This is a genomic window from Achromobacter sp. GQ309, assembly GCF_059759315.1.
This window is the reverse complement of record NZ_JCAXDP010000001.1, coordinates 1,065,904-1,085,731: the sequence shown is the minus strand read 5'-3', so window position 1 is coordinate 1,085,731 and position 19,828 is coordinate 1,065,904. Positions and strand designations below refer to the sequence as shown.

The window sequence follows — 19,828 nt, the reverse complement described above, 5'->3', positions numbered from 1 at the left end:
TCGGACAATTGCTTAGCCACGCACCCGCGCCGGGTTCCCCACCACCTTCGCCCCTGCCGGCACGTCGCGCGTCACCACGCTACCCGCGCCGATGATGGCGTCATCCCCCACCGTGACCCCCGGCAGGATGATCGCGCCACCGCCGATCCACACCTGCTTGCCGATGTGCACGGGACGGCCGAATTCCAGCATCGCGCGGCGTTGCTCGGGATCGTGCGGATGGTCAGCCGTGTAGATCTGCACGGCCGGGCCGATCTGCGTGCCATCGCCGATGGTGACTTGCACGACGTCGAGGATCACGCAGTTGAAATTCATAAACACGTTCGCGCCCAGCGAGATGTTGTAGCCGTAGTCGCAATGAAACGGCGGGCGGATCAGTGCGCCCTCGCCCACGCTGGCAAGGCGCTCGCGCAGGAGCGCGTGCCATTGTTCGGGCGGCTCGCCCAGCAAGGCGTTGTACCGCTTCATCCAGGCGCTGGCGGCAAGCTGGTCCGCCTGGATCTCGTCGTCGGCGGCCGTGTAGAGGTCTCCTGCCAGCATTCTCTGCTTCTGCGTACGTGTCATGGCTGATCTCCTGTCCGGATCAGCCAGCATACCGAAGATTGCCGGACTAGGCCGCTTGCGGCACGACGCCCACATAGCGTCCGCGCGGCCGGATGACTTGCGCGACGCTGAGCTGCTCCAGGCAATGCGCCAGCAGGCCGATACTGCGCGCCGTGGCAAACAGTCCGAAGGCCGCATCGTCCGGCAGCTTGCAGTGCGCCGACAGCGCGGCCAGCGCCACGTCGATGTTGGGATGCAGGCCGGTCAGTTGCGTGGCCTTGTCGATGAAGCGCGTGATGACCTCGGCCGGCTCAAACTGCGCCAGCAGCGCCGCCGCGCGCGGATCGCCATCGGGATACAGATGATGGCCGAAGCCCGCCAGCGGCAGGCCCGTGGACAGGTAGTGCGCGATCACCTGATCTTCGCCTTGACGTGCCACATCGTCGAACAACGCGCGGACGCGGCCGGAGGCGTCGCCGTGCAACGGCCCGGACAACGTCGTCAGACCCGATAGCAGGCACGCCGGCAGCGACGCGCCGGTCGAGGCTGCAATGCGCGCGGCAAACGCGGAGCTGGTCAGTTCGTGGTCGACGAGCAGGACCATGGCGGTGCGCAGCAACTCGGCGGCTTGCGGCGACAGCTTCCAGGCTTGCGCAAACCGCAGATGCAGCGGCCGCTTGCCGGGCTGCGCGCCAAACGCGTTGGCCAGTTGGCCGACCAGGCTTTGGCATTCGGTGTGGAGGACGCGCGTCATGCGGCCATGCGTGGAGTGCCCGGTGGCGGCCAGCGCCGCCAACGACGTGAACGCCGCGACCCGGCCCGGTGAGGCCACGCGCGCAGTGCAAGAGAAGTCCGCCTGCTGGTCCGAATTCCACAGCAATTGCGCGGCCTCTTCCAGGCTGGCCGAACCGGCCAGCGTGACCGCGTCCTGTCCGCGGTAGTACAGGCGTTGGCGATGGAAGGTGGAGATGGCAGTGGGGATGCTGGGCTCGGCGCCGAACAGCGTGTTGGTGGCCAGGGTTTCGTGCTTGCGACCCGCCTGCTTGCGCTTGGCCAGCCCCGCGACGTCTTCGGCGCGGTAAAGACTGCGGCGCGTGTCGGCCGGGTCGGGCATGACCTCCAGCTTGCCGCGGCTGACGTAGGCGTAGATGGTCTGCGGCCGCACGCCAAGCTGGCTGCACGCTTCGGCCATTGAAATCCAGGTACCCATGATCTTCTGTAGCAAAGTTTATATGTTGATTTTATAGATCAATATTGCTTTACAAATCAATCATTAAATACCATGGAATCCATGTTCAACGCGGACCCGCAGCCGGTCCCCCCACCAGAGCCGAACCGACATGAAGCCTCAGGTCCTGCAACTCAATCCCATCCTGATCCCGGCGGTCAACGACGAGCTTGCCTCGCTGTACCAGGTGCACAAGTTCTTCGAGATCTCCGATCAGGCGGCCTGGCTGCACGAGCACGGCGCTCGCATCGACGCCGTCATCACCGGCGGCCACACCGGCATCTCGCGCGAGATGCTGGAACAGCTGCCCGGCGTGAAGGTGGTGGCGGTCAATGGCGTGGGCACCGACGCGGTGGACCTGGCGTACTGCCGCGGCCGCGGCCTGCCGGTCACGGCCACGCTGGGCGCGTTGACCGAAGATGTCGCCGACCTGGCGATCGGCCTGCTGATCGCAGCCTGCCGCAACCTCTGCGCGGGCGACCGCTTTGTGCGGGAAGGCCTGTGGGAGCAGTTCCCCTCGCCCAGCGCCATTCCGCTGGCGCGCCGCTTCAGCGGCATGCGCGTGGGCATCGTGGGCATGGGCCGCGTGGGCCGCGCCGTCGCTACCCGGGCGGCGGCCTTTGGCTGCCAGATCCGCTACACCGACCTGCGCGCCATGGACGACGTGCCGCATGAATTCGTGCCGGACCTGGTCGCGCTGGCCCGGGCGTCCGACGCGCTGGTGCTCTGCGCCGCCGCCGACAAGGCCGAGGGCATCGTCAATGCCGCCGTACTGGAAGCGCTGGGCCCGCAGGGCTTCCTGGTCAACGTGGCGCGCGGCCGGTTGGTCAATGAGGCCGACCTGACCGAGGCGCTGGTCGCCGGCCGCATCGCGGGCGCGGGACTGGACGTCTTTGTGGATGAGCCCCGAGTGCCGCAGGCGCTGCGCCAGTCGGATCGCACCACCCTGCAGGCGCACCGCGCCAGCGCCACGTGGGAGACGCGGGCGGCAATGGGCCAGATGGTGCTGGACAGTATCGCGCAGGCGCTGGCCGGCGAGCGTCCGGCGTTGAGCCTGACGACCTGAGCCGCAAGGCACATCTTCGACGACTGCCATGACCGACCTCGTCTTTCCCGCCCTTGCACCAACCACGTTGCCGATCGCCGGCAGCGCGGCCCGTTTTCCCGTCACGCGCGTGTTCTGCATCGGCCGCAACTATCGCTGGCTGCCCGACGAAGCGCGTCCGGCCGAGATGCCGGCGTGGTTCATGAAGCCCGCCAGCGCCGTGTTCCCGGCCACCGGCGCGCTGCCCTATCCCGCGGACACGGCGGACTACTGCCATGAGATCGAGCTGGTCGTGGCGATTGGCCGCGGCGGCAAGGACATCGCTGCAGATGACGTCGAAGCCCGCCATATCTGGGGTTACGCCGCGGGGCTGGACATGACCCGGCGCGATCTGCAGCAGCAGGCCAAGCGCGCGGGCGGTCCTTGGGAGCCCGCCAAGGCCTTCGATCATTCCGCGCCGTGCACCGCCATCGTGCCTGCTGACGCCTGCGGCCATCCCCGCGAAGGCGCGTTGTGGCTGTCCGTGAACGGAGTAGACCGCCAGCGCGCCGACGTATCCGGCCTGCTGTGGTCCGTACCCGAGCTGGTGGCGATGCTGTCGCGATCCGTGACCCTGGCGCCCGGCGACCTCGTCTTTACCGGCACGCCCGCCGGCGTCGGTCCCTTGGGCCCTGGCGATGTCGTCAGCGCGGGCGTGGCCGGCATCGGGGACCTGACCATGACCGTTGCCGCGCCCCGCGCCGGCTGACGCCGCGCCGATTCTTTCAACATCAATAACCATCCAATCCGCCCGAGGAGCCTTCCCTTGAACGACAGCACCACCCAGAAAATTGCCCTGGTCACCGGCGCCGGCAGCGGCGTCGGCCGCGTCACCGCCATCGCCCTGCTGAACGACGGCTGGACCGTCGTGCTGGCCGGCCGCCGCGCCGATCCCTTGCAGTCGCTGCAAGCCGAGGCTGCCGCGCGCGGTCAGACCGCGCTGGCCGTGCCCACCGACGTCACCAGCCCGGATAGCGTCGAAGCGCTGTTCAACACCATCGAAAGCCGATTCGGCCGGCTGGACCTGCTGTTCAACAACGCGGGCGTCAACGCGCCCGCCGTGCCGATGGACGAACTGCCGCTGGAAAAGTGGTTCAACGCCATCAACACCAATGTGACGGGCGTCTACCTGTGCGCGCGCGCCGCCTTCGGGCTGATGCGCCGCCAGACGCCGCAGGGCGGACGCATCATCAACAACGGTTCCATCTCCGCGCACACGCCGCGCCCCTTTACCGCGCCCTACACCGCCAGCAAGCATGCAGTCACCGGCCTGACCAAGTCGCTGGCGCTGGACGGCCGCGCCTACAACATTGTGGCTGGCCAAATCGACATCGGCAACGCAATGACGGAGCTGTCCGAGCGCATGACGCGCGGTGTGCTGCAGGCCAATGGCACGGTGGCGCCGGAACCCATGATGGATGCCGTCCACGTCGCCAAAGCCGTGCGCCACATGGCGTCGCTGCCCCTGGACGCGAACGTCCTGACCATGACCGTCATGGCCAGCGCCATGCCCTTCGCCGGGCGCGGCTAAGGCCTTATCCGCGCCCCGGGGTGCAGCACGCCCGGGGCGCCTCACAGAGTTGACTGAAGTTGACCACCCCGAGGAGACAAGCATGACCTTCACCACGCTGGCCAAGACCCTGGCCTTTTCGGCAGTCCTTGCCGCCGTGCCCGGCCTGGCCGCGGCGCAGAACTACCCCACCCGCCCCATCAGCATCATCGTGCCGGCCCCGCCGGGCGGCGGCATCGACATGATTGCGCGCGTCGTCGGCGAAAAGCTCTCGCAATCGCTGGGCCAGCCCGTCATCGTCGACAACCGGCCGGGCGCCTCCAACAACCTGGGCACCGCACTGCTCGCCAACGCCAAGCCCGACGGCTACACCATCGGCATCGTGGGCGGCAGCCACAACATCAACAAATACCTGTTCAAGAACCTGGGCTGGGACCCGCAGAAGAGTTTCGAGCCCATCATCTACACGCATGAAATTCCGCTGGTGTTCTCGGTCTATCCGAAGATCCCGCCCAAGACGCTGCCGGAATTGGTGGACTGGATGAAGGCGCATCCCGACGACGCCAAAGTCGCCACGTCGGGCCGGGGCAGCGCGCAGGAAATGGCCGCCGAGATGTTCCGCATGGTCAGCGGCGCGCCCATGCTGCTGATCCCGTACAAGGGTTCGTCCGCCGCGCACCCTGACCTGCTGGCCGGCCGCACGGTGCTGTACATCGACACGCTGAGCGCGATGCAGGAACAGGTCAAGGCAGGCAACGTGCGCGCCGTTGCCGTGTCGACCGCCAATCGCACCAAGGCGCTGCCCGACGTGCCGACCGCGCAGGAGCAAGGCCTGAAGGGCTACGACGCCAACACCAACGGCGGCTTCTTGGCGCCGGCGGGCACGCCGAAGGAGATCATCGCCAAGCTCAACACCGAGATCAACGCGGTCCTCAAGCAACCCGCCGTGCGCGCCAAGCTGGAAGCCGCGGGCATCGAGGTCCAGGGCGGCACGCCGCAGGAATACGCGGCGGTGATCCAGTCGGACCTGGACAAGTGGGGCAAGGTGGTGAAGGAAGCGAAGATCGAGGCGGAGTGATGTTCGCCACGCATGCAAACGGGCGCGGCTAGGCCATCGCCCTTTGCGCGCGCAGGGACGCGGTCCGATGGAGCCCGGATCGCGTCCTTTCTTTTTTTTGTTTTTGAGGCTGGCGCAGAAAGCCCTCGCACGAACTACGCCGTCCGCCGCAATCCCATCAGCGACCGCGACAGCCGGCTCGCCGCCGCAAGCACGGGCTCCTTGAGATCAAGCAGCACGCTTTCGGTCAGGCGCGAGATCGGCCCCGAGATGCAGATTGCGCCCTGCAGTGTCCAGTTGATGCCGTAGACCGGCGCCGAAATGCTGGAGACCTCCGCATCGCGCTCGCCGAGCGAAATCATGTAGCCCGCGCGGCGCACGGATTCATAGGGTTCGCCCGGTTCGCCGGCAAACGCCAGCAGCACACGCCCCGGACTGCCCAGCTCAAGCGGCAGCGCCGCCCCCACCCGCACGTGATGCCGGATGGACTTGGGGCCTTCAACCCGCGCCATGCAGATGCGCTGCTTGCCTTCGCGCACATAGAACGTGGCGCTTTCACCCGTAGCAGCCGACAGCTCACGCAGCACCGGCTGCACCACTTCCGCAATGTTGAACGTGGCCTGGTAGCAGGCGCCCAGCCAACCGGCCGCGCGCGCCAGACGCCATGTGCCGTCCTCGCGTTGCGCCAGGTAGTCGTCCATGGCCAGGGTGCGCGCCAGACGCAACACGGTTGAGCGATGGCAGCCGGTCCGCCGGCTGAGTTCCGCCAGCGACAGGTGCGTGTCGTCCACGCCGAACGCGGCAAGGATGCTCATTGCGCGGCGCACCGCCACCACGCCTTCTTCGGCCGGGGTTTCGTCCGGATCGGGGTTCAGCTCATCGTTCATGGTACGCAACATGTTCCGCTATACGAAACTGCATTGTATTGAGTGGAACACGGATTCACAATGCTTTCACCAAAACAACTATTCGGAGACAACGATGAAGCAGATCGCGCGCGTGCTGTCGGGCCTGGCCCTGGTGTGCATGACAAGCCTGAGCGCCGCTCAGGACTATCCCAACAAGCCCATCCGCCTGATCGTCCCCTTCCCGCCAGGCGGCGGCACCGACGTGCTGGCCCGGGAGGCGGCGATCAAGGTCGGCGCCAACACCGGTTGGAACATCGTCACGGAGAACCGGCCGGGCTCGGGCGGCAACATCGGGGTCGACACGGTCGCCAAGGCGGCGCCGGACGGTTACACGCTGGTGCTGGGCCAGACCAGCAATCTGGCGATCAACCCGACCCTCTACGCCAAGCTGCCCTACGACCCCGAAAAGGATCTCTCCGCCATCGGTCTGGTCGCGGACGCCCCGCTGGTGATCGTCGTGCCGGCCACCTCGCCGCTCAAGTCGTTCGAGGACATGATTGCCGCCGCCAAAGCCAAACCCGGCGCGTTGAACTTCGCAAGCTCGGGCAACGGAACCGTCGCGCATCTGGCGGCCGTGCAGTTGCAGAACGCCGCCGGCATCAAGCTCACCCACATTCCGTACAAGGGCGCGGCGCAGGCCTCCAATGACCTGATCGGCGGGCAGATCGACATGTACCTGTCGTCGGTGCCCACACTGATCGGCCACGTGCGCAACGGCAAGATGCGGGCGCTGGCGGTGACGTCGTCGCAACGCGTGCCTGACATGCCCGACGTGCCCACCGTCGCCGAGCGCGGCTTTCCCGGCTTCGAGGCGGTGACCTGGTTCGGACTGGCCGCGCCCGCCGGCACGCCGGCCGACATCGTGCAGCGCCTGAACGCCGAGTTCAACAAGGCGCTGCAGGCCAAGGACCTGAGCTTGAAGTACCAGGAGCAAGGCGCGCGAGTGCTGACCAGTTCTCCGAACGCGTTCGCCAAGCTGATCCACGACGACCGCATCCGCTGGGGCAAGATCGTCAAGGACTCGGGCGCGAAGGTCGAGTGATCCGCCATGCAAGCCCGCTACCCGTATTCCAGCGGCACGTCGCGCCCCGCCATTGCCGCGCCGGCCGGCGCGTGCGACTGCCACATCCACGCCTATGACGCGCGCTACCCCGCCGCGCCCGGCGCAAAGCTGTCGCCGCCGGACGCCACGATGTCGCAGTACCGCGAGATCCAGGCCCGGTTGGGAACGCAGCGGGCCGTGCTGGTCACGCCTTCCACCTACGGCGCGGACAACCGTCCCATGCTGGACGCGCTGGCGCAGTTGGGTGGGCAGGCGCGCGGCGTGGCGGTGATCGATGGCAGCGAGACCGATGCGCAGCTTCAAGCCATGCACGACGCAGGCGTTCGCGGCATCCGTCTCAATCTGTCCTTGGGCGTGACCAGTTCTGCGAATCAGATCGTGCCGCTGGCGCAGCGCGTCGCACCGTTGGGCTGGCACCTGCAACTGCTGATGGCGCGCGAGCAGCTAGCCGAGCTGGCGCCCGCGCTGCAAGACCTGCCCGCGCCCATCGTGTTCGACCACATGGCGCGGCTTGCGCCGCAAGACGCCGGCGTGCATCCGGCCCACGCCCTGGTGCTGCGGCTGCTCGAGCGCGGCCGCGCGTGGATCAAGCTGTCCGGCGGCTACATCGTCAGCCCGCGGCATTCCATTGAAGACCCGGCGCTGGATGCGCTGGCCCGCAGTTATCTAGACGCCAATCCCGAGCGTGTCGTCTGGGGCAGCGACTGGCCGCATGCGTCGGCGTCGGCCGGCATGCAACCCATGCCCGACGACGCGCGCCAGTTCGAACGCCTGGCCGAATGGACCGGCCGCGACCAACTGGGCCAGGTCCTCGTCCACAACCCGGCGGCCCTGTACGGCTTTCCGGCATGAACAAAAAGCATCATCGGAGACAACCCATGCAAGACCCTCACACCCTTACCCGCCGCAGCTTCCTCGCCGCCACCGCGGCGCTGACGGCCACCGCCGCCTTCGGCGTTCGCGCCGCGCAGGAATGGCCCGGCGGCAAGACCATCACCTGGGTGGTGCCGTATCCGGCGGGCGGCAGCACCGACGTGCTGGGCCGCGCCATCGCGCAGCAGCTCGATGCCTTGCTCTCAACGCGCGTCATCGTCGACAACCGCCCGGGCGCCACCGGCACCATCGGCGCGGCCCGCGTGGCACGCGCCGAAGCGGACGGCCTGACCTTGCTGGGCACGTCGATCGGCCCGCAGGCGATCGCGCCGCACGTCATGGGCAAGCTCACGTATGACCCCGTCGCCGACTTCGCGCCGGTCATCATGATCGGCACCATTCCCCATCTGCTGGTCGTGGGCAAGGCGCAGTCCTTCAAGACCGTGGCCGAGCTGATCAACGCGGCGAAGCAGGCGCCGGAAAGCCTGGCCTATGCATCGGGCGGCACCGGGACCATCCTGCACATGCAGGGCGAACTGCTGCAGCAAAAGACCGGCGCCCGCTTTCTGCACGTGCCCTACAAGGGCGACACCCCGGCCTTGCAAGACACGCTGGCCGGCCAGGTGCAGTTCGCCTTCATTCCGGCCGCCGCCGCGTTGCCCCACGTGCAGACCGGCGCGCTGCGCGCCCTGGCCGTCACGTCCGCGCAGCGCCTGCCCGCGCTTGCCGACGTGCCCACCATGGCGCAAGCCGGGTTCGACGATTTCGTGGTCGAGCAATGGCAGGCGGTCTTCGCGCCGGCTGCAACCCCGGCGCCGGTGATCGCGCGGCTCAACACCGACATCGGCCGCGCGCTGCAAAGCCCCGCGCTGGTTGCGCTGGCCGACCAGCTTGGCATCACGCTGGCCGGCGGCACGCCGCAGGCCCTGGACCAGACACGCAAAGCGGACTTCGACAAATGGGGCAAGGTCATCCGCGACGCCGGCATCAAGCCCGCCTGACCGCGCCCGCATCCCTCTTCTACCTTTGACAGGAACACGCATGAGCACCCCGGACATCATCAAGGACTTCCCCCGCGTCAACGCCGACATCGTGCGACGCGCCGCCGAACTGCAACCCGCCATCCTGGCCGACGTCGCCGGACGGCGCGGCGCCCTGAACGGACGCATCCGTCCGCTGCATCCCGGCATGAAAGTCGCCGGCACCGCATTGACGGTCGAGGTGCGCCCCGGCGACAACCTCATGATCCACGCCGCGATTTCGCTGGCCAAGCCCGGTGACGTGCTGGTCATCGACGGCAAGGGCGACCTCAGTTCGGCACTGATGGGCACCATCATGATGAACGCCTGCCGCAAGCTGGGCATCGCCGGCGTGGTGATGGACGGCGCCGCGCGCGACACCGTCGAGATCATCGACATAGACTACCCGGTGTTTGCCGCCGGCACCAACCCCAACGGCCCGACCAAGAACGTGCCCGGCCGCATCGGGCACCCGATATCCGTGGGCGGCGTGACGGTCAATCCGGGCGACTTCATCATCGGCGACGCAGACGGCGTGGTGGTGGTGGAGCGCGAAAAGATCGAAGGCCTGCTGCCCGCCGCCGAAAAGAAGGTGCGCGACGAAGCCGCGCGCATCGCCGCGATCCAGGCGGGCGACACGGAAGCAAAGTGGCTGACCGCCGCGCTGCGCGCCGCGGGCGTCCTGAAGGAAGGAGAGTCGCTGTGAACACCGCTGCCACGGGCAAGCCCGCGCTGGTCGTGACCGCGGCGGATCTGGCGCCGGAGGCGCTGGCGCTGCTGCAGGACTTCTCACTGATCTTCGCCGGCAAGACGCCCACTGAAGACGACATCGTGGCGCTGTGCCGCGAACACAACCCGGTCGCCATCATCGTGCGCTACAGCAAGGTGGGCGCCGCGGCGATGGACGCCGCCCCCGCGCTGCGCGTCATCTCCAAACACGGCAGCGGCACCGACACCATCGACAAGACCGCCGCCGCCGAACGCGGCATCCAGGTCGTGGCCGCGGTGGGCGTTAACGCCGCCGCCGTCGCCGAGCAGGCGCTGGCGCTGCTGCTGGCCTGCGCCAAGTCAGTGGTTGGCCTGGACGAACGCATGCGCGCCGGCCACTGGGACAAGTCCACGCACAAGAGCCTGGAACTGGGCGGCAAGACCATCGGCCTGATCGGCCTGGGCGCCATCGGCCGGCGCATGGCGGCCATGGCGCACGGGATGGACATGCAGGTGATCGGCTTCGACCCGTACGCCAAGGACTTGCCGGACTACATCCGTACCGTGGAACGCGATGCAATCTGGCGCGAGGCCGACGTGGTGTCGCTGCACTGCCCGCTGACCGACGAGAACCGCGGCATGGTCAACGCAGAAACGCTGGCGCAGTGCAAGCCTGGCGTGATCGTGGTGAACACGGCGCGCGGCGGTCTGGTGGACGAGGACGCGCTGTTGGCCGCCGTGCGTTCGGGCCAGGTGCGGGCCGCGGGCCTGGACAGCTTTGCGGTCGAACCCATGTCGGCAGGCCACCCTTTCCAGACGGAGCCCCGCATCATCCTGAGCCCGCACATCGGCGGCGTGACCAGCGCGGCCTACGTCAACATGGGCGTGGCCGCCGCGCGCAACGTGCTGGACGTGCTGGCCCGCGCCGGGTCGGCTGCCTGAGTATGCGCCCAGGCCGCAACGACGGACAACCTGGGCATGAAAGCGGAATAATCCATACAAAACAAGAGAGGAAGACAATGATTACCCAGGTTCAAACCCGTTTTCGCCTGCGCCGCGCGGTCACGACGCTTGCCACCGCCCTGCCGCTGCTGGCCAGCGGTCTCCCCCAAGCTGCGGACGCCGCCGACACGTGGCCCAGCCGTCCGGTGCGCGTCGTCGTGCCCTACGGCCCCGGCGGCGCGGTCGACGTGGCGACGCGCAAGATGGCGCAGATGCTTTCAACGCAGACCGGCCAGAGTTTCATCGTGGAGAACAAGCCGGGCGCCACGGGCACCATCGGCGTGAATCAGGTGGCCCGCGCCGCGCCCGACGGCTATACGCTGGTGGCCAACGACACGACCTATTCGCTGCTGCCGCACATCTTCAAGCAGTTGCCGTTTGATCCGGCCAAGGATCTGCAGCCGGTCTCGGCTTTCGTGTTTGCGCCGATGGCGCTGGCCGTGTCCAACGACAGCCCCTACCGCAAGCTCGATGACCTGATCGCGCAGGCCCGCGCCAAGCCCGACATGATCACCTACGGCTCCGGAGGTCCCGGCACGACGCCGCATTTTGCCGCCGAAGGCCTGGCGCTGGCGACGAAGGTCAAGTTCATGCACGTGCCGTTCAAGGGCGCGGCGGAGGCCACGCAGGCGGTGCTGGGCAAGGTGATCGACTTTCAGTTCGCCTCCACCACGGGCGTGATGGGCGCGGTGCAAGGCGGTCAGCTGCGCCTCTTGGCTATCAGCGGCGACAAGCGGCTGGCGGTGCTGCCCGATGTGCCGACCTTCACGGAAGCTGGCGTGAAGGATTTTGGCGTGGTCAACTGGACCGGCCTGTGGGCGCCCAAGGGCACGCCGCCGGCGGTCACCGAGCGGCTGCAACGCGAGGTCGCCCGCGCCATGGCGTCGGAAGAAATGCAGACGTTCGCCACCAAGATGGGCGCCGACCCGCGCGTGGCCGATGCCGCCGAATTCGGCCGCATCCTGGCCGACAGCGGCGTGATGTGGGGCAACGTGGCACGCAACATCGGCTACGACGCGAAATAAGAACAGGGAGACACCATGTTTTTTCTGCAAGCGCCACAGGTCGAGTCGTTCGAGGTCTGGTCGCCCATGCCCGACCGCTTTCGCCGCGCCGAACGCAGCGACTGGGCCGATGCCAACCGCGGCGGCGCGATTGCCGACTCGTTCCTGGAAGGCCCCGTGTTCGACCGCAGCGGCAATCTCTACGTGACCGACATCCCGTGGGGCCGCATCTTTCGCATCGCCCCGGACCGAGAATGGACTTTGGTGGCGGAGTATGACGGCGAGCCCAACGGCATGAAGTTCCTGGATGACGGGCGGCTGCTGATCACCGACTACAAGAACGGCCTGATGGCGCTGGACGTCGCCAGCGGCACGGTCACGCCCTATCTCGCCCGCCGCAACAGCGAGCGCTTCAAGGGCGTGAACGATCTGATCTTCGACGCGCAGGGCAATCTTTATTTCACCGACCAGGGCCAGAGCGGCCTGCATGATCCTTCGGGTCGCCTGTACCGTCTGCGCCCGGGCGGGCAGCTGGATTGCCTGCTGGACAACGTGCCCAGTCCCAACGGCGTCGCGCTGTCGCCCGACGGCAAGGTGCTGTACCTGGCGGTGACACGCGGCAATTGCGTCTGGCGCGTGCCGCTGATGGCAGACGGCAGCGTCAGCAAGGTGAGCCAGTTCTTCACGTCGTATGGTCCCAGCGGCCCGGATGGACTGGCCGTCGATAGCGAAGGCAACCTGCTCGTGTGCAATCCGGGCTTGGGTTATGTGTGGTTGCTCAATCACCGCGCAGAGCCCATGACGGTGTGGCGCAGTCCGAAAGGCATGTCGACCACCAACCTCGCCTTTGGCGGCGAAGACAGGCGCAGGGTGTTCTGCACGGAATCCGTCAGCGGAACGATCCTGACTGCGCGGGCGCCGCATGCGGGAACGACGCTGTTCCAGCGCTAATCCCATCTCGGCCGTAACCCCGAATATTGCCAAGGTAACAGGGCGTTAAGCGCCCTGTTACCCGGTCCAATGGCACGCATTACAGGAAAATGCGGGGGTTTTTGGGCACAGGCGTAGACGCCACCGGAAATCGGGCGGCGATGGCTTCGTTACACGGCCGCCGCCCCGCACACACTTGCCTTGACACCCTTTGTGTCCCCCTTCTATGGTCGAGGCCGCCAACGATTTGGCACCCGAAATTCCCGTGCAGCCCGCATTGCGGCGCAGGTAAGCGCCCCAGGCACTGGCGCGCGCCGGCCGCTTCCGCCGATGGCTGCACATCGCGACAGAGAGAGAAGAAGGACATGGCGTCTACGCGCAAGTCAGAAGGAAAAGGTTTGCGGACGGGCAACGCGGCGGCCGCCGCGTTGCTGGTGGCGGCGATCACGGCCGCGTTTGCGGCGATGAGCCCCACGCCGGGCAATGCCGCGCAGGAAAAGGCGGCGGCACCGGCCGCAGCATCAACAGCCGTTCCTGCGGCTGCCGCAGCAACGGCTGCTGCGACCCCTGTCCCCGCCACGGCTGCAGCCAACGCGCCCGCCCCCGCCGCCAACGCCGCTGCGCCGATTGCGCCGCCCGACGCCGCCGCGGTCCTGTACGCCATCCATCAGGTGGACAGCAAGGGCGCCCCTTCCGCCGACGTCGCCAACGGCAGCATCGCCACCTACTGGTTCGGCCATGCGTTCGAACTGGAAGGCACGCCTTACTACACCGGCTTCATCTGGGAAACCGCCGAGCGCTACGGCAAGCCGGGCGAGGACGACGTCGGTCCGATGACGACCGTGAATCTGGCCGAAGCCACCTTCATCCGCGACCCCGCATCCCCGGAAAGTCCCTGGAAATTCCGCGGCATGGAGCCGACCATCGGCGAATTCGGCGCCTACGAAAGGCCACCGGAAGTCGACACCCAGCGCAAGCCGCTGGAGTACCGCACGGCATCGGGCAAGCTATTGCTGGCGGTGCCCACCGAAACCTTCGAGAACGGCATCACGATCAGCGGCTACGCGCTGCTTGTCTTCACGCCCCCGGAAAAGCGTCAGGACGAAACGGGCAATGTGTGGTCCTACGTGGGCAACGTGATCGCAGGCGAGGACAACGGGCCGGCCTGTGCGGACGGCGACGTCATGCCGTGTACGCGCAGCGAAGGTGAACTGGTCTTCAGCGCCACCGCGACCGCCGACCTGCCGCGCGTGACGGTGCAGTTCTCGGGCAACACGATCTCGGGTCCCGGCAAAACCCGCAAGCTGGGCCCCGGCGACGCCGTCATCTACGCCTACGACGCCACGCGCAAGCAGTACGTCGCGCAGTAGCCGATACCATCACCGTCCCGAAGCAACGCGGCCGTTCAGGCCGCGGCTTGCTCCCTGGTCCCGGCCACTTCCAGCCGGTTGCCACCCAGCGATTTGGCGCGGTAAAGCGCCTGGTCTGCGATGGCCAGCGCATCCATGATGGTGGGCGCGTCGCCGTTGAAACGCGCAAGCCCGATGCTGACCGTCGCAGCAATGCCGATGTTGTCGATCCGGTTGGAGACGGTCACGGCAAAGCGCTCGGCCATCGCCTTGCCCAGCGTGTGGGCGCCCTTTGCGTCGTCGCCCCAGAGCAGCGCGGCGAATTCCTCGCCGCCGATGCGCGCAAGAATGGTGTCGTGACCCAGCACTTCCCGCGCGGTTTCGGCAAAGGACTTGAGCACCTGGTCGCCCGCCGCGTGCCCATAGCGGTCATTGACGGACTTGAAGTGATCCAGGTCGAACGCCAGCACCGACACCGCGCCGCGCCCTTCCTTGCCGTTCAGCATGCGCGCGCCCTGCTCGACGAACCAGCGCCGGTTGCCCAGGCGGGTCAGGTAGTCGGTCTGCGACTCCAGCAGCAGTTGGCGGTGCGTTTCGTCGCGGATGAGCTTGAGGAGCGTCATCGGCAGCACCACTGAATACAGCACGCCCTCGTAGATGGTGAGCTTGCCGGCCAGCGCCAGGACGGGTTGCGAGTCGAACCAGGGCAGGATGAACGCGCGGCCGGCGTAGAGCGCCGTATGCACGCCCGCAACGGCCATCACAATGTGCCGCGACCGGCGCGGCTTGAGCGCCTGGCAGCGGTACACCTCCCAGGCCGTCAATCCGCTGACGAGCGCAATCGGGACCGAGCTTACGTACGTCCACATCACGTCGAGCCAGCGCACGCCCCCGATCACCCAGGTCAGCCCCATGCCGATCAGCACGCAGAGCGGCGTGCGCACATAGCGCCGACCGCTCAGCGCGGCAACGCCGTTGAGCACAAGCAGATAGCCGCCGAGGATAACGAGATTGCTCAGCGCCGCACCGCTGACGCCGGGAAGGTCGCGACGATATAACGCCGCCGCGCAGCCAAGCGCCAGCGTGGCGAAACCTGAAGCCAGGATGCGTAATTCCTTGCTGCGAGTGGGGTTGGCCCGCTGTTCCCAGAACATGAGGCCGGCGCTGACAAGCAGTGTTCCAACTGCCAGCAGGTACAGAGTGAGAAGATCGACGTACATCTCGAAAGTCAGGAGATTTCGCCGAAAACGCGCGGCGGCTGCGGGATTTTACGGTGAAAACGTGTCATTTCACCTTTTCTGGGTGCGCTTTTGCATCACGCTCGGCAGTGACCGAGCGTGTGTAATCCGACCCCAAAAATTTGTCCCCTGGACAGATCATTTCTTGATCTGGCCCCCACACCGGCTGACTTCCAACCGTTGGAACTTGCACGGGCCTCAGCCTACGTTGGCCGGCCGCGAAATCACCCCCGCCGTGCCGCTTCAATCGTCGCGATGTCGATCTTCTTCATCGTCATCATGGCCTCGAACGCGCGCTTGGCCGCCGCTTGATCCAGGTCCGTGACCGCCGCCAGCAGCGCCCGTGGCGTGATCTGCCAGGACAGTCCCCATTTATCCTTGCACCAGCCGCAGTCGCTCTCCTGGCCGCCGTTCGAGACGATGGCGTCCCACAGACGGTCGGTTTCTGCCTGATCGTCGGTCGCAACCTGGAAAGAAAACGATTCGTTGTGCTGGAAGGCGTCGCCGCCATTGAGGCCGACGCAGGGGATGCCCATCACCGTGAAGTCCACCATCAGGATGTCGCCCTGTTGGCCGGAGGGATAGTCGCCGGGTGCGCGGTGGACCGTGCCCACCTTGCTATCGGGGAACGTCTTTGCATAAAAGGTCGCCGCTTCCAGGGCGTCGCCGTCGTACCACAGGCAAACGGTGTTTTTGCTGGCCATCGTGCTCCTCCTTGGCAGGAAAGTGATGCGCTTCAACCTTGCTGCAATGCGCGACGTTCAAGCATAGTCCACGCCGCGCCTGCCGAAAACCGGGCACGCATCGCGGTCATGCGGTCCCCGTCTCAAACGGCGATGCGCCCGTCGATGCAGGTCACGGACTGCCCGCCCACGCGAATGGCGCCGCCCGCATCGAACGAGATGCGCAACCTGCCCGACCGCCCGACCACGGCGCCCTGCGTGCTGAGGTATTCCGTGCCGAACTGCGGCACCTGTCCGGCGTCGCGGATGAACGCCGCCACCGAGCCGTTGCCGCTGCCGCACACCGGGTCTTCGTTGGCGCCCAAGCTGGGCGCAAAGGCCCGGACCTCGATGGCCGCTTCCGCGCCTTCGCCGTAGGCGCCGTACACGACGATGCCCGCGGCATTGTTGCGGCGGTCGAAGTCGGCCATGCGTGCGAAGTCCGGTCCCAACGTCAGCACCGCCTGTGCGCTGGGCAGTTGGGCAATCGTCCATACCGGGCCCACGTTGACGAACTTGGGCGCAGGATCGTGCAGCACCGCCGAGCCCAGGATGGCTTCCATTTCGTCGACGAGATCGGCCCCAAGTTCGGCCAGGCTGGGTTCCGGCAGCGTGAAGGCGATAAGCGGGCTGCCACCCGCCGCATCCGTGACCGACAGTTCGATCAGGCCGGCGGCACATTCCTGCACGAGCCTGCCGTCACGCGCCGCGACGATGCCCGCCTCGAGCAGCGCATGGGCGGTGCCCAGCGTGGGATGCCCCGCAAAGGGCAGCTCGGCCTGGGGCGTGAAGATGCGCACCAGGTAATCGGCGCCGGGCTGCGTGGGCGGCAGCACGAAGGTGGTCTCCGACAGGTTCGTCCAGTTGGCGATGCGCCGCATCTGCTCGTCCGACAGCCCCTGCCCTTGCAGCACCACCGCGACGGGATTGCCGCGATAGGGTTCGTTGGTGAACACATCCACCTGCTTGAATGGCACGCTCATGTCCCGCTCCTCTATTCAATATCCGGATGCCTGTCGGCCAACCGTTGGCGCCGCAAGCGCAGCGCGTCGAGCTTTTCCTCGAGCGCCGCGATCTCGGCATCGACGTCCTGCACGCTTTGCTCGATGTGTTCGTACGCCTGCTGCAGGAGCACCTTGGCCTCCTTGCGGCTGGACGCCGTCGGCGTTTCCCCGCGCAGCGGCCGGTTGGCCGTTTCGGGCAGGAAGAACGACGTGATAAGCCCGATGACCGACGCCGCCATCAGGTAGTACGCGGGCATCATCAGGTTCTCGGTCTCTTCCACCAGCCATGCAGCAACCGTGGGGGTCAGGCCGGCAAAGATGATGGCAACGTTAAACGAACTGGCCAGCGCGCTGTAGCGGATGCGCGTGGGAAACAGCGCGGGCAGCGTGGACGCCATGATGCCGATCAGGCAGTTCAGGAACACGGCGATCAGCAACAGTCCTAAAAAGATCAGCGCGGTGTTATCGCTGCCGATGAGAAAGAACGAGGGGATCGCCGTGACCAGCAGGCCCAGGCTGCCGGCCAGCAGGAATGGCTTGCGCCCGATCTTGTCGCTGATGAACCCCACCACCGGCTGCACGAACAGCATGCCCACCATCACAACGACGATGATGAGCACGCCATGCCCTTCGGTATAGCCCAGGCTGCCCGACAGATACGTGGGCATGTAGGTGAGCAGCATGTAGTAGGTGACATTGGTCACGAGCACCATGCCGATGCTGACCAGCAATGCACGGCGGTACTTGCTGAAGATCTCGCGGAATGACACCGTCGGCTTTTCCTGCACGGCGTCGCGGTCTTCCTTTTCCATCCGTTCAAGCTGTTGCGTGAAGGCCGGCGTTTCCTCGGCCGCGTGGCGCAGATACAAGCCCAGCAGGCCCAGCGGTCCGGCCACGAAGAACGGGATGCGCCAGCCCCAGTCAAGGAACGTCTGCTCGCCCAGCATGGTCTGCAGCAGCACGACCATGCCCGCCCCCACGACAAATCCGGCGATCGAGCCGAAGTCCAGCCAGCTTCCCAGGAAGCCGCGCTGCCTGTCTGGCGCATATTCGGCCACGAACACGGCCGCGCCGGTGTATTCGCCCCCAACGGAAAAGCCCTGCGCCAGCTTGCACGCCAAGAGAAGAATCGGCGCCCAGATGCCGATCGTGGCATAGGCGGGAATCAGGCCGATGCAGAACGTGCTGATGGCCATGATGATGATGGTGAGCGACAGCACCTTCTGGCGTCCGAAGCGATCGCCCATGATGCCGAAGAAGACGCCGCCCAGCGGCCGGACCAGGAACGGCACGGAAAACGTGCCCAGGGCGGCAATGGTCTGCACGGCGGGCGAGGCGTCGGGAAAGAACACCTTGCCCAGTGCGAAGGCAACAAAGCCGTAGACGCCGAAGTCAAACCATTCCATCGCATTGCCAAGCGCCGCGGCGGTCACGGCCTTCTTGAGCTTGGTGTTGTCGATGACGGTGATGTCGCCGATCTCCAGCGGACGGATTTCTTGCGACGACGTGGGGGTTTCTGCCATGGTGCGACATCCATAAAACGGGACATGCCGATTATGGACCCGATTTTGGCAACGGTCATCGCCCGCGGCATTGCGGGAGTGGCGGGCGCGCGCCCATAATGCCCCACCCACCTGTCGACCGCCGGAGCTGTTCATGACCGATACCCGCAAGCCGCCGCTGATCTATCTTGAAGACTTGTCCGTCGGAGACGTCTTCGTCAGCAAGAGCCACGCCCTGGACGCGGCGCAAATCATTGCCTTTGCCACGCAATTCGACCCGCAGCCCTTTCATCTGGATCCGGACGCCGCGCGTGACACGCTATTCCAGGGTCTGGCGGCCAGCGGCTGGCATACGGCGGCGCTGACCATGAAGCTGCTGGTCGAAAGTTTTCCCGTGGCGCGCGGCGTGATTGGCGCTGGGGCCGACGTCGTCTGGCCGCAGCCCACCCGCCCCGACGACGTAGTGAAGGTGACGAGCACGGTGCTGAGCATCACGCCGTCCCGTTCCAAACCCGATCGCGCCATCGTGGTCGTGGAATCCGTCACGTCGAACCAGCGGGATGAACCGCTGCAGAAGCTGACCAGCAAGGTCGTCGTCTTCAGGCGGTCATGATTCCGCCATGGGCCGGTCATTATCCGGCCAGCGGTCCGGCCGCCGGCCGGCCGCACGCTCAAGCCGTCGCGCCCTCCGGCAGTTTGGCGATGACCTTGATCTCGAACTGGAATCCATAAAGCCAGGTCACCCCCACCGCCGTGATGTTCGGAAACGGCGCCTCGCCCCAGAACTCCGGCACCACTTCCCACATGGTCTCGAACTGCGACTGCGGATCCACCATGAAGACCGTCACGTCGACCACGTCGTCGAACGACGCGCCCGCCGCGTGCAGAATGGCGTTCAGGTTCTGGAAAGCCAGCCGCACCTGCTGACGCAGATCGGGCTCGGGCGAGCCGTCGTCGCGGCTGCCGACCTGGCCGGACACGAACAGAAAGCCGTTGGAACGCACGGCCGGCGAATAACGGTTGCGCTCGTAAAGCGCGTGGCGATGAGGAGGAAACACGACGTCACGGTTGTTCATGGGATTCT

The 19,828-nt window shown here is 66.6% G+C and carries 21 protein-coding genes; 13 read left to right on the top strand and 8 right to left on the bottom strand.

The genetic code is table 11. From position 1 onward, the window contains the following. Positions 1-12: 12 nt before the first annotated feature. Together AC6CIE_RS05025 and AC6CIE_RS05020 are read right to left on the bottom strand one after the other, a co-directional pair. Complete coding sequence (locus tag AC6CIE_RS05025; protein WP_367352286.1) at positions 13-564, bottom strand: sugar O-acetyltransferase; 552 nt, start codon at positions 562-564, stop codon at positions 13-15. Positions 565-610: 46 nt separating this feature from the next. Then, positions 611-1,753, bottom strand: coding sequence for a citrate/2-methylcitrate synthase (locus tag AC6CIE_RS05020; RefSeq protein ID WP_175121363.1), 1,143 nt, complete (start codon positions 1,751-1,753; stop codon positions 611-613). Between the two features lie 130 nt (positions 1,754-1,883). Between AC6CIE_RS05020 and AC6CIE_RS05015 the strand changes: the two genes are divergently transcribed. The 4 genes from AC6CIE_RS05015 (at position 1,884) to AC6CIE_RS05000 (ending at position 5,443) form a co-directional block, all read left to right on the top strand. Beyond that, on the top strand, positions 1,884-2,837 hold the full coding sequence (locus AC6CIE_RS05015) for a 2-hydroxyacid dehydrogenase (RefSeq protein WP_498091443.1): 954 nt from the start codon (positions 1,884-1,886) through the stop codon (positions 2,835-2,837). A 28-nt stretch (positions 2,838-2,865) separates the two neighbouring features. Further along, the gene (locus tag AC6CIE_RS05010) at positions 2,866-3,564 is read left to right on the top strand and encodes a fumarylacetoacetate hydrolase family protein (RefSeq protein WP_498091441.1); all 699 of its coding nucleotides are present in this window, start codon (positions 2,866-2,868) and stop codon (positions 3,562-3,564) included. Positions 3,565-3,621: 57 nt separating this feature from the next. Beyond that, positions 3,622-4,386 (top strand): SDR family oxidoreductase, encoded by a 765-nt coding sequence (locus AC6CIE_RS05005; protein ID WP_498091439.1) that lies wholly within the window; start codon positions 3,622-3,624, stop codon positions 4,384-4,386. 82 nt (positions 4,387-4,468) lie between these two features. Next, positions 4,469-5,443 carry a Bug family tripartite tricarboxylate transporter substrate binding protein gene (locus AC6CIE_RS05000; protein ID WP_175183590.1) on the top strand — a complete coding sequence of 325 codons (975 nt, stop codon included), beginning with the start codon at positions 4,469-4,471 and terminating at the stop codon, positions 5,441-5,443. A gap of 134 nt (positions 5,444-5,577) precedes the next feature. Here AC6CIE_RS05000 and AC6CIE_RS04995 read toward each other — a convergent pair whose 3' ends face one another. Next, a complete protein-coding gene (locus AC6CIE_RS04995) occupies positions 5,578-6,309 on the bottom strand; it encodes an IclR family transcriptional regulator (RefSeq protein ID WP_254594108.1) in 732 nt (243 codons plus the stop codon). Positions 6,310-6,403: 94 nt separating this feature from the next. On the opposite strand from AC6CIE_RS04995, the gene AC6CIE_RS04990 reads away from it, so the two are divergent. The 8 genes from AC6CIE_RS04990 to AC6CIE_RS04955 all read left to right on the top strand — a co-directional run bounded on the left by AC6CIE_RS04990 (position 6,404) and on the right by AC6CIE_RS04955 (position 14,299). Beyond that, positions 6,404-7,372 (top strand): Bug family tripartite tricarboxylate transporter substrate binding protein, encoded by a 969-nt coding sequence (locus tag AC6CIE_RS04990; RefSeq protein ID WP_498091437.1) that lies wholly within the window; start codon positions 6,404-6,406, stop codon positions 7,370-7,372. Between the two features lie 6 nt (positions 7,373-7,378). Then, complete coding sequence (locus tag AC6CIE_RS04985) at positions 7,379-8,245, top strand: amidohydrolase family protein (RefSeq protein ID WP_498091435.1); 867 nt, start codon at positions 7,379-7,381, stop codon at positions 8,243-8,245. A 26-nt stretch (positions 8,246-8,271) separates the two neighbouring features. After that, a complete protein-coding gene (locus AC6CIE_RS04980; RefSeq protein WP_498091433.1) occupies positions 8,272-9,267 on the top strand; it encodes a Bug family tripartite tricarboxylate transporter substrate binding protein in 996 nt (331 codons plus the stop codon). Between the two features lie 40 nt (positions 9,268-9,307). After that, entirely contained in the window at positions 9,308-9,991 is a 684-nt protein-coding gene (locus AC6CIE_RS04975; protein ID WP_498091432.1) for an RraA family protein, read from the top strand. After that, complete coding sequence (locus AC6CIE_RS04970; RefSeq protein WP_498091431.1) at positions 9,988-10,935, top strand: NAD(P)-dependent oxidoreductase; 948 nt, start codon at positions 9,988-9,990, stop codon at positions 10,933-10,935. The genes AC6CIE_RS04975 and AC6CIE_RS04970 overlap by 4 nt, the downstream gene beginning before the upstream one ends. Positions 10,936-11,012: 77 nt before the next feature. Continuing rightward, positions 11,013-12,020 (top strand): Bug family tripartite tricarboxylate transporter substrate binding protein, encoded by a 1,008-nt coding sequence (locus AC6CIE_RS04965; protein WP_498091430.1) that lies wholly within the window; start codon positions 11,013-11,015, stop codon positions 12,018-12,020. 15 nt (positions 12,021-12,035) lie between these two features. After that, positions 12,036-12,950 (top strand): SMP-30/gluconolactonase/LRE family protein, encoded by a 915-nt coding sequence (locus tag AC6CIE_RS04960; RefSeq protein WP_498091428.1) that lies wholly within the window; start codon positions 12,036-12,038, stop codon positions 12,948-12,950. A 443-nt stretch (positions 12,951-13,393) separates the two neighbouring features. After that, complete coding sequence (locus AC6CIE_RS04955; RefSeq protein WP_498091555.1) at positions 13,394-14,299, top strand: hypothetical protein; 906 nt, start codon at positions 13,394-13,396, stop codon at positions 14,297-14,299. 35 nt (positions 14,300-14,334) lie between these two features. Here AC6CIE_RS04955 and AC6CIE_RS04950 read toward each other — a convergent pair whose 3' ends face one another. The 4 genes from AC6CIE_RS04950 to proP all read right to left on the bottom strand — a co-directional run bounded on the left by AC6CIE_RS04950 (position 14,335) and on the right by proP (position 18,765). Beyond that, complete coding sequence (locus AC6CIE_RS04950) at positions 14,335-15,498, bottom strand: GGDEF domain-containing protein (protein ID WP_498091426.1); 1,164 nt, start codon at positions 15,496-15,498, stop codon at positions 14,335-14,337. A 242-nt stretch (positions 15,499-15,740) separates the two neighbouring features. Beyond that, positions 15,741-16,220 carry a VOC family protein gene (locus AC6CIE_RS04945; protein ID WP_056561644.1) on the bottom strand — a complete coding sequence of 160 codons (480 nt, stop codon included), beginning with the start codon at positions 16,218-16,220 and terminating at the stop codon, positions 15,741-15,743. Between the two features lie 122 nt (positions 16,221-16,342). Continuing rightward, the gene (locus AC6CIE_RS04940) at positions 16,343-17,221 is read right to left on the bottom strand and encodes a PhzF family phenazine biosynthesis protein (protein WP_175136365.1); all 879 of its coding nucleotides are present in this window, start codon (positions 17,219-17,221) and stop codon (positions 16,343-16,345) included. Between the two features lie 11 nt (positions 17,222-17,232). Continuing rightward, a complete protein-coding gene (gene proP / locus AC6CIE_RS04935; protein ID WP_498091424.1) occupies positions 17,233-18,765 on the bottom strand; it encodes a glycine betaine/L-proline transporter ProP in 1,533 nt (510 codons plus the stop codon). 133 nt (positions 18,766-18,898) lie between these two features. Here proP and AC6CIE_RS04930 point away from each other — a divergent pair, with 133 nt between their 5' ends. Further along, positions 18,899-19,357 (top strand): MaoC family dehydratase, encoded by a 459-nt coding sequence (locus AC6CIE_RS04930; protein ID WP_452000588.1) that lies wholly within the window; start codon positions 18,899-18,901, stop codon positions 19,355-19,357. A 58-nt stretch (positions 19,358-19,415) separates the two neighbouring features. Here the strand turns inward: AC6CIE_RS04930 and AC6CIE_RS04925 are convergent, their stop codons facing one another. Beyond that, positions 19,416-19,820: a RidA family protein gene (locus AC6CIE_RS04925; RefSeq protein WP_175121348.1), complete on the bottom strand. Its 405-nt coding sequence runs from the start codon at positions 19,818-19,820 to the stop codon at positions 19,416-19,418. Between the last annotated feature and the right edge of the window lie 8 nt (positions 19,821-19,828).

What these genes read in the sequence shown, in the direction of transcription:
- AC6CIE_RS05025 (WP_367352286.1), bottom strand. Translation starts at nt 564, where the DNA reads ATGACACGTACGCAGAAGCAGAGAATGCTGGCAGGAGACCTCTACACG.
- AC6CIE_RS05020 (WP_175121363.1), bottom strand. Translation starts at nt 1,753, where the DNA reads ATGGGTACCTGGATTTCAATGGCCGAAGCGTGCAGCCAGCTTGGCGTG.
- AC6CIE_RS05015 (WP_498091443.1), top strand. Translation starts at nt 1,884, where the DNA reads ATGAAGCCTCAGGTCCTGCAACTCAATCCCATCCTGATCCCGGCGGTC.
- AC6CIE_RS05010 (WP_498091441.1), top strand. Translation starts at nt 2,866, where the DNA reads ATGACCGACCTCGTCTTTCCCGCCCTTGCACCAACCACGTTGCCGATC.
- AC6CIE_RS05000 (WP_175183590.1), top strand. Translation starts at nt 4,469, where the DNA reads ATGACCTTCACCACGCTGGCCAAGACCCTGGCCTTTTCGGCAGTCCTT.
- AC6CIE_RS04995 (WP_254594108.1), bottom strand. Translation starts at nt 6,309, where the DNA reads ATGAACGATGAGCTGAACCCCGATCCGGACGAAACCCCGGCCGAAGAA.
- AC6CIE_RS04990 (WP_498091437.1), top strand. Translation starts at nt 6,404, where the DNA reads ATGAAGCAGATCGCGCGCGTGCTGTCGGGCCTGGCCCTGGTGTGCATG.
- AC6CIE_RS04985 (WP_498091435.1), top strand. Translation starts at nt 7,379, where the DNA reads ATGCAAGCCCGCTACCCGTATTCCAGCGGCACGTCGCGCCCCGCCATT.
- AC6CIE_RS04980 (WP_498091433.1), top strand. Translation starts at nt 8,272, where the DNA reads ATGCAAGACCCTCACACCCTTACCCGCCGCAGCTTCCTCGCCGCCACC.
- AC6CIE_RS04975 (WP_498091432.1), top strand. Translation starts at nt 9,308, where the DNA reads ATGAGCACCCCGGACATCATCAAGGACTTCCCCCGCGTCAACGCCGAC.
- AC6CIE_RS04965 (WP_498091430.1), top strand. Translation starts at nt 11,013, where the DNA reads ATGATTACCCAGGTTCAAACCCGTTTTCGCCTGCGCCGCGCGGTCACG.
- AC6CIE_RS04960 (WP_498091428.1), top strand. Translation starts at nt 12,036, where the DNA reads ATGTTTTTTCTGCAAGCGCCACAGGTCGAGTCGTTCGAGGTCTGGTCG.
- AC6CIE_RS04955 (WP_498091555.1), top strand. Translation starts at nt 13,394, where the DNA reads ATGAGCCCCACGCCGGGCAATGCCGCGCAGGAAAAGGCGGCGGCACCG.
- AC6CIE_RS04950 (WP_498091426.1), bottom strand. Translation starts at nt 15,498, where the DNA reads ATGTACGTCGATCTTCTCACTCTGTACCTGCTGGCAGTTGGAACACTG.
- AC6CIE_RS04945 (WP_056561644.1), bottom strand. Translation starts at nt 16,220, where the DNA reads ATGGCCAGCAAAAACACCGTTTGCCTGTGGTACGACGGCGACGCCCTG.
- AC6CIE_RS04940 (WP_175136365.1), bottom strand. Translation starts at nt 17,221, where the DNA reads ATGAGCGTGCCATTCAAGCAGGTGGATGTGTTCACCAACGAACCCTAT.
- proP (WP_498091424.1), bottom strand. Translation starts at nt 18,765, where the DNA reads ATGGCAGAAACCCCCACGTCGTCGCAAGAAATCCGTCCGCTGGAGATC.
- AC6CIE_RS04930 (WP_452000588.1), top strand. Translation starts at nt 18,899, where the DNA reads ATGACCGATACCCGCAAGCCGCCGCTGATCTATCTTGAAGACTTGTCC.
- AC6CIE_RS04925 (WP_175121348.1), bottom strand. Translation starts at nt 19,820, where the DNA reads ATGAACAACCGTGACGTCGTGTTTCCTCCTCATCGCCACGCGCTTTAC.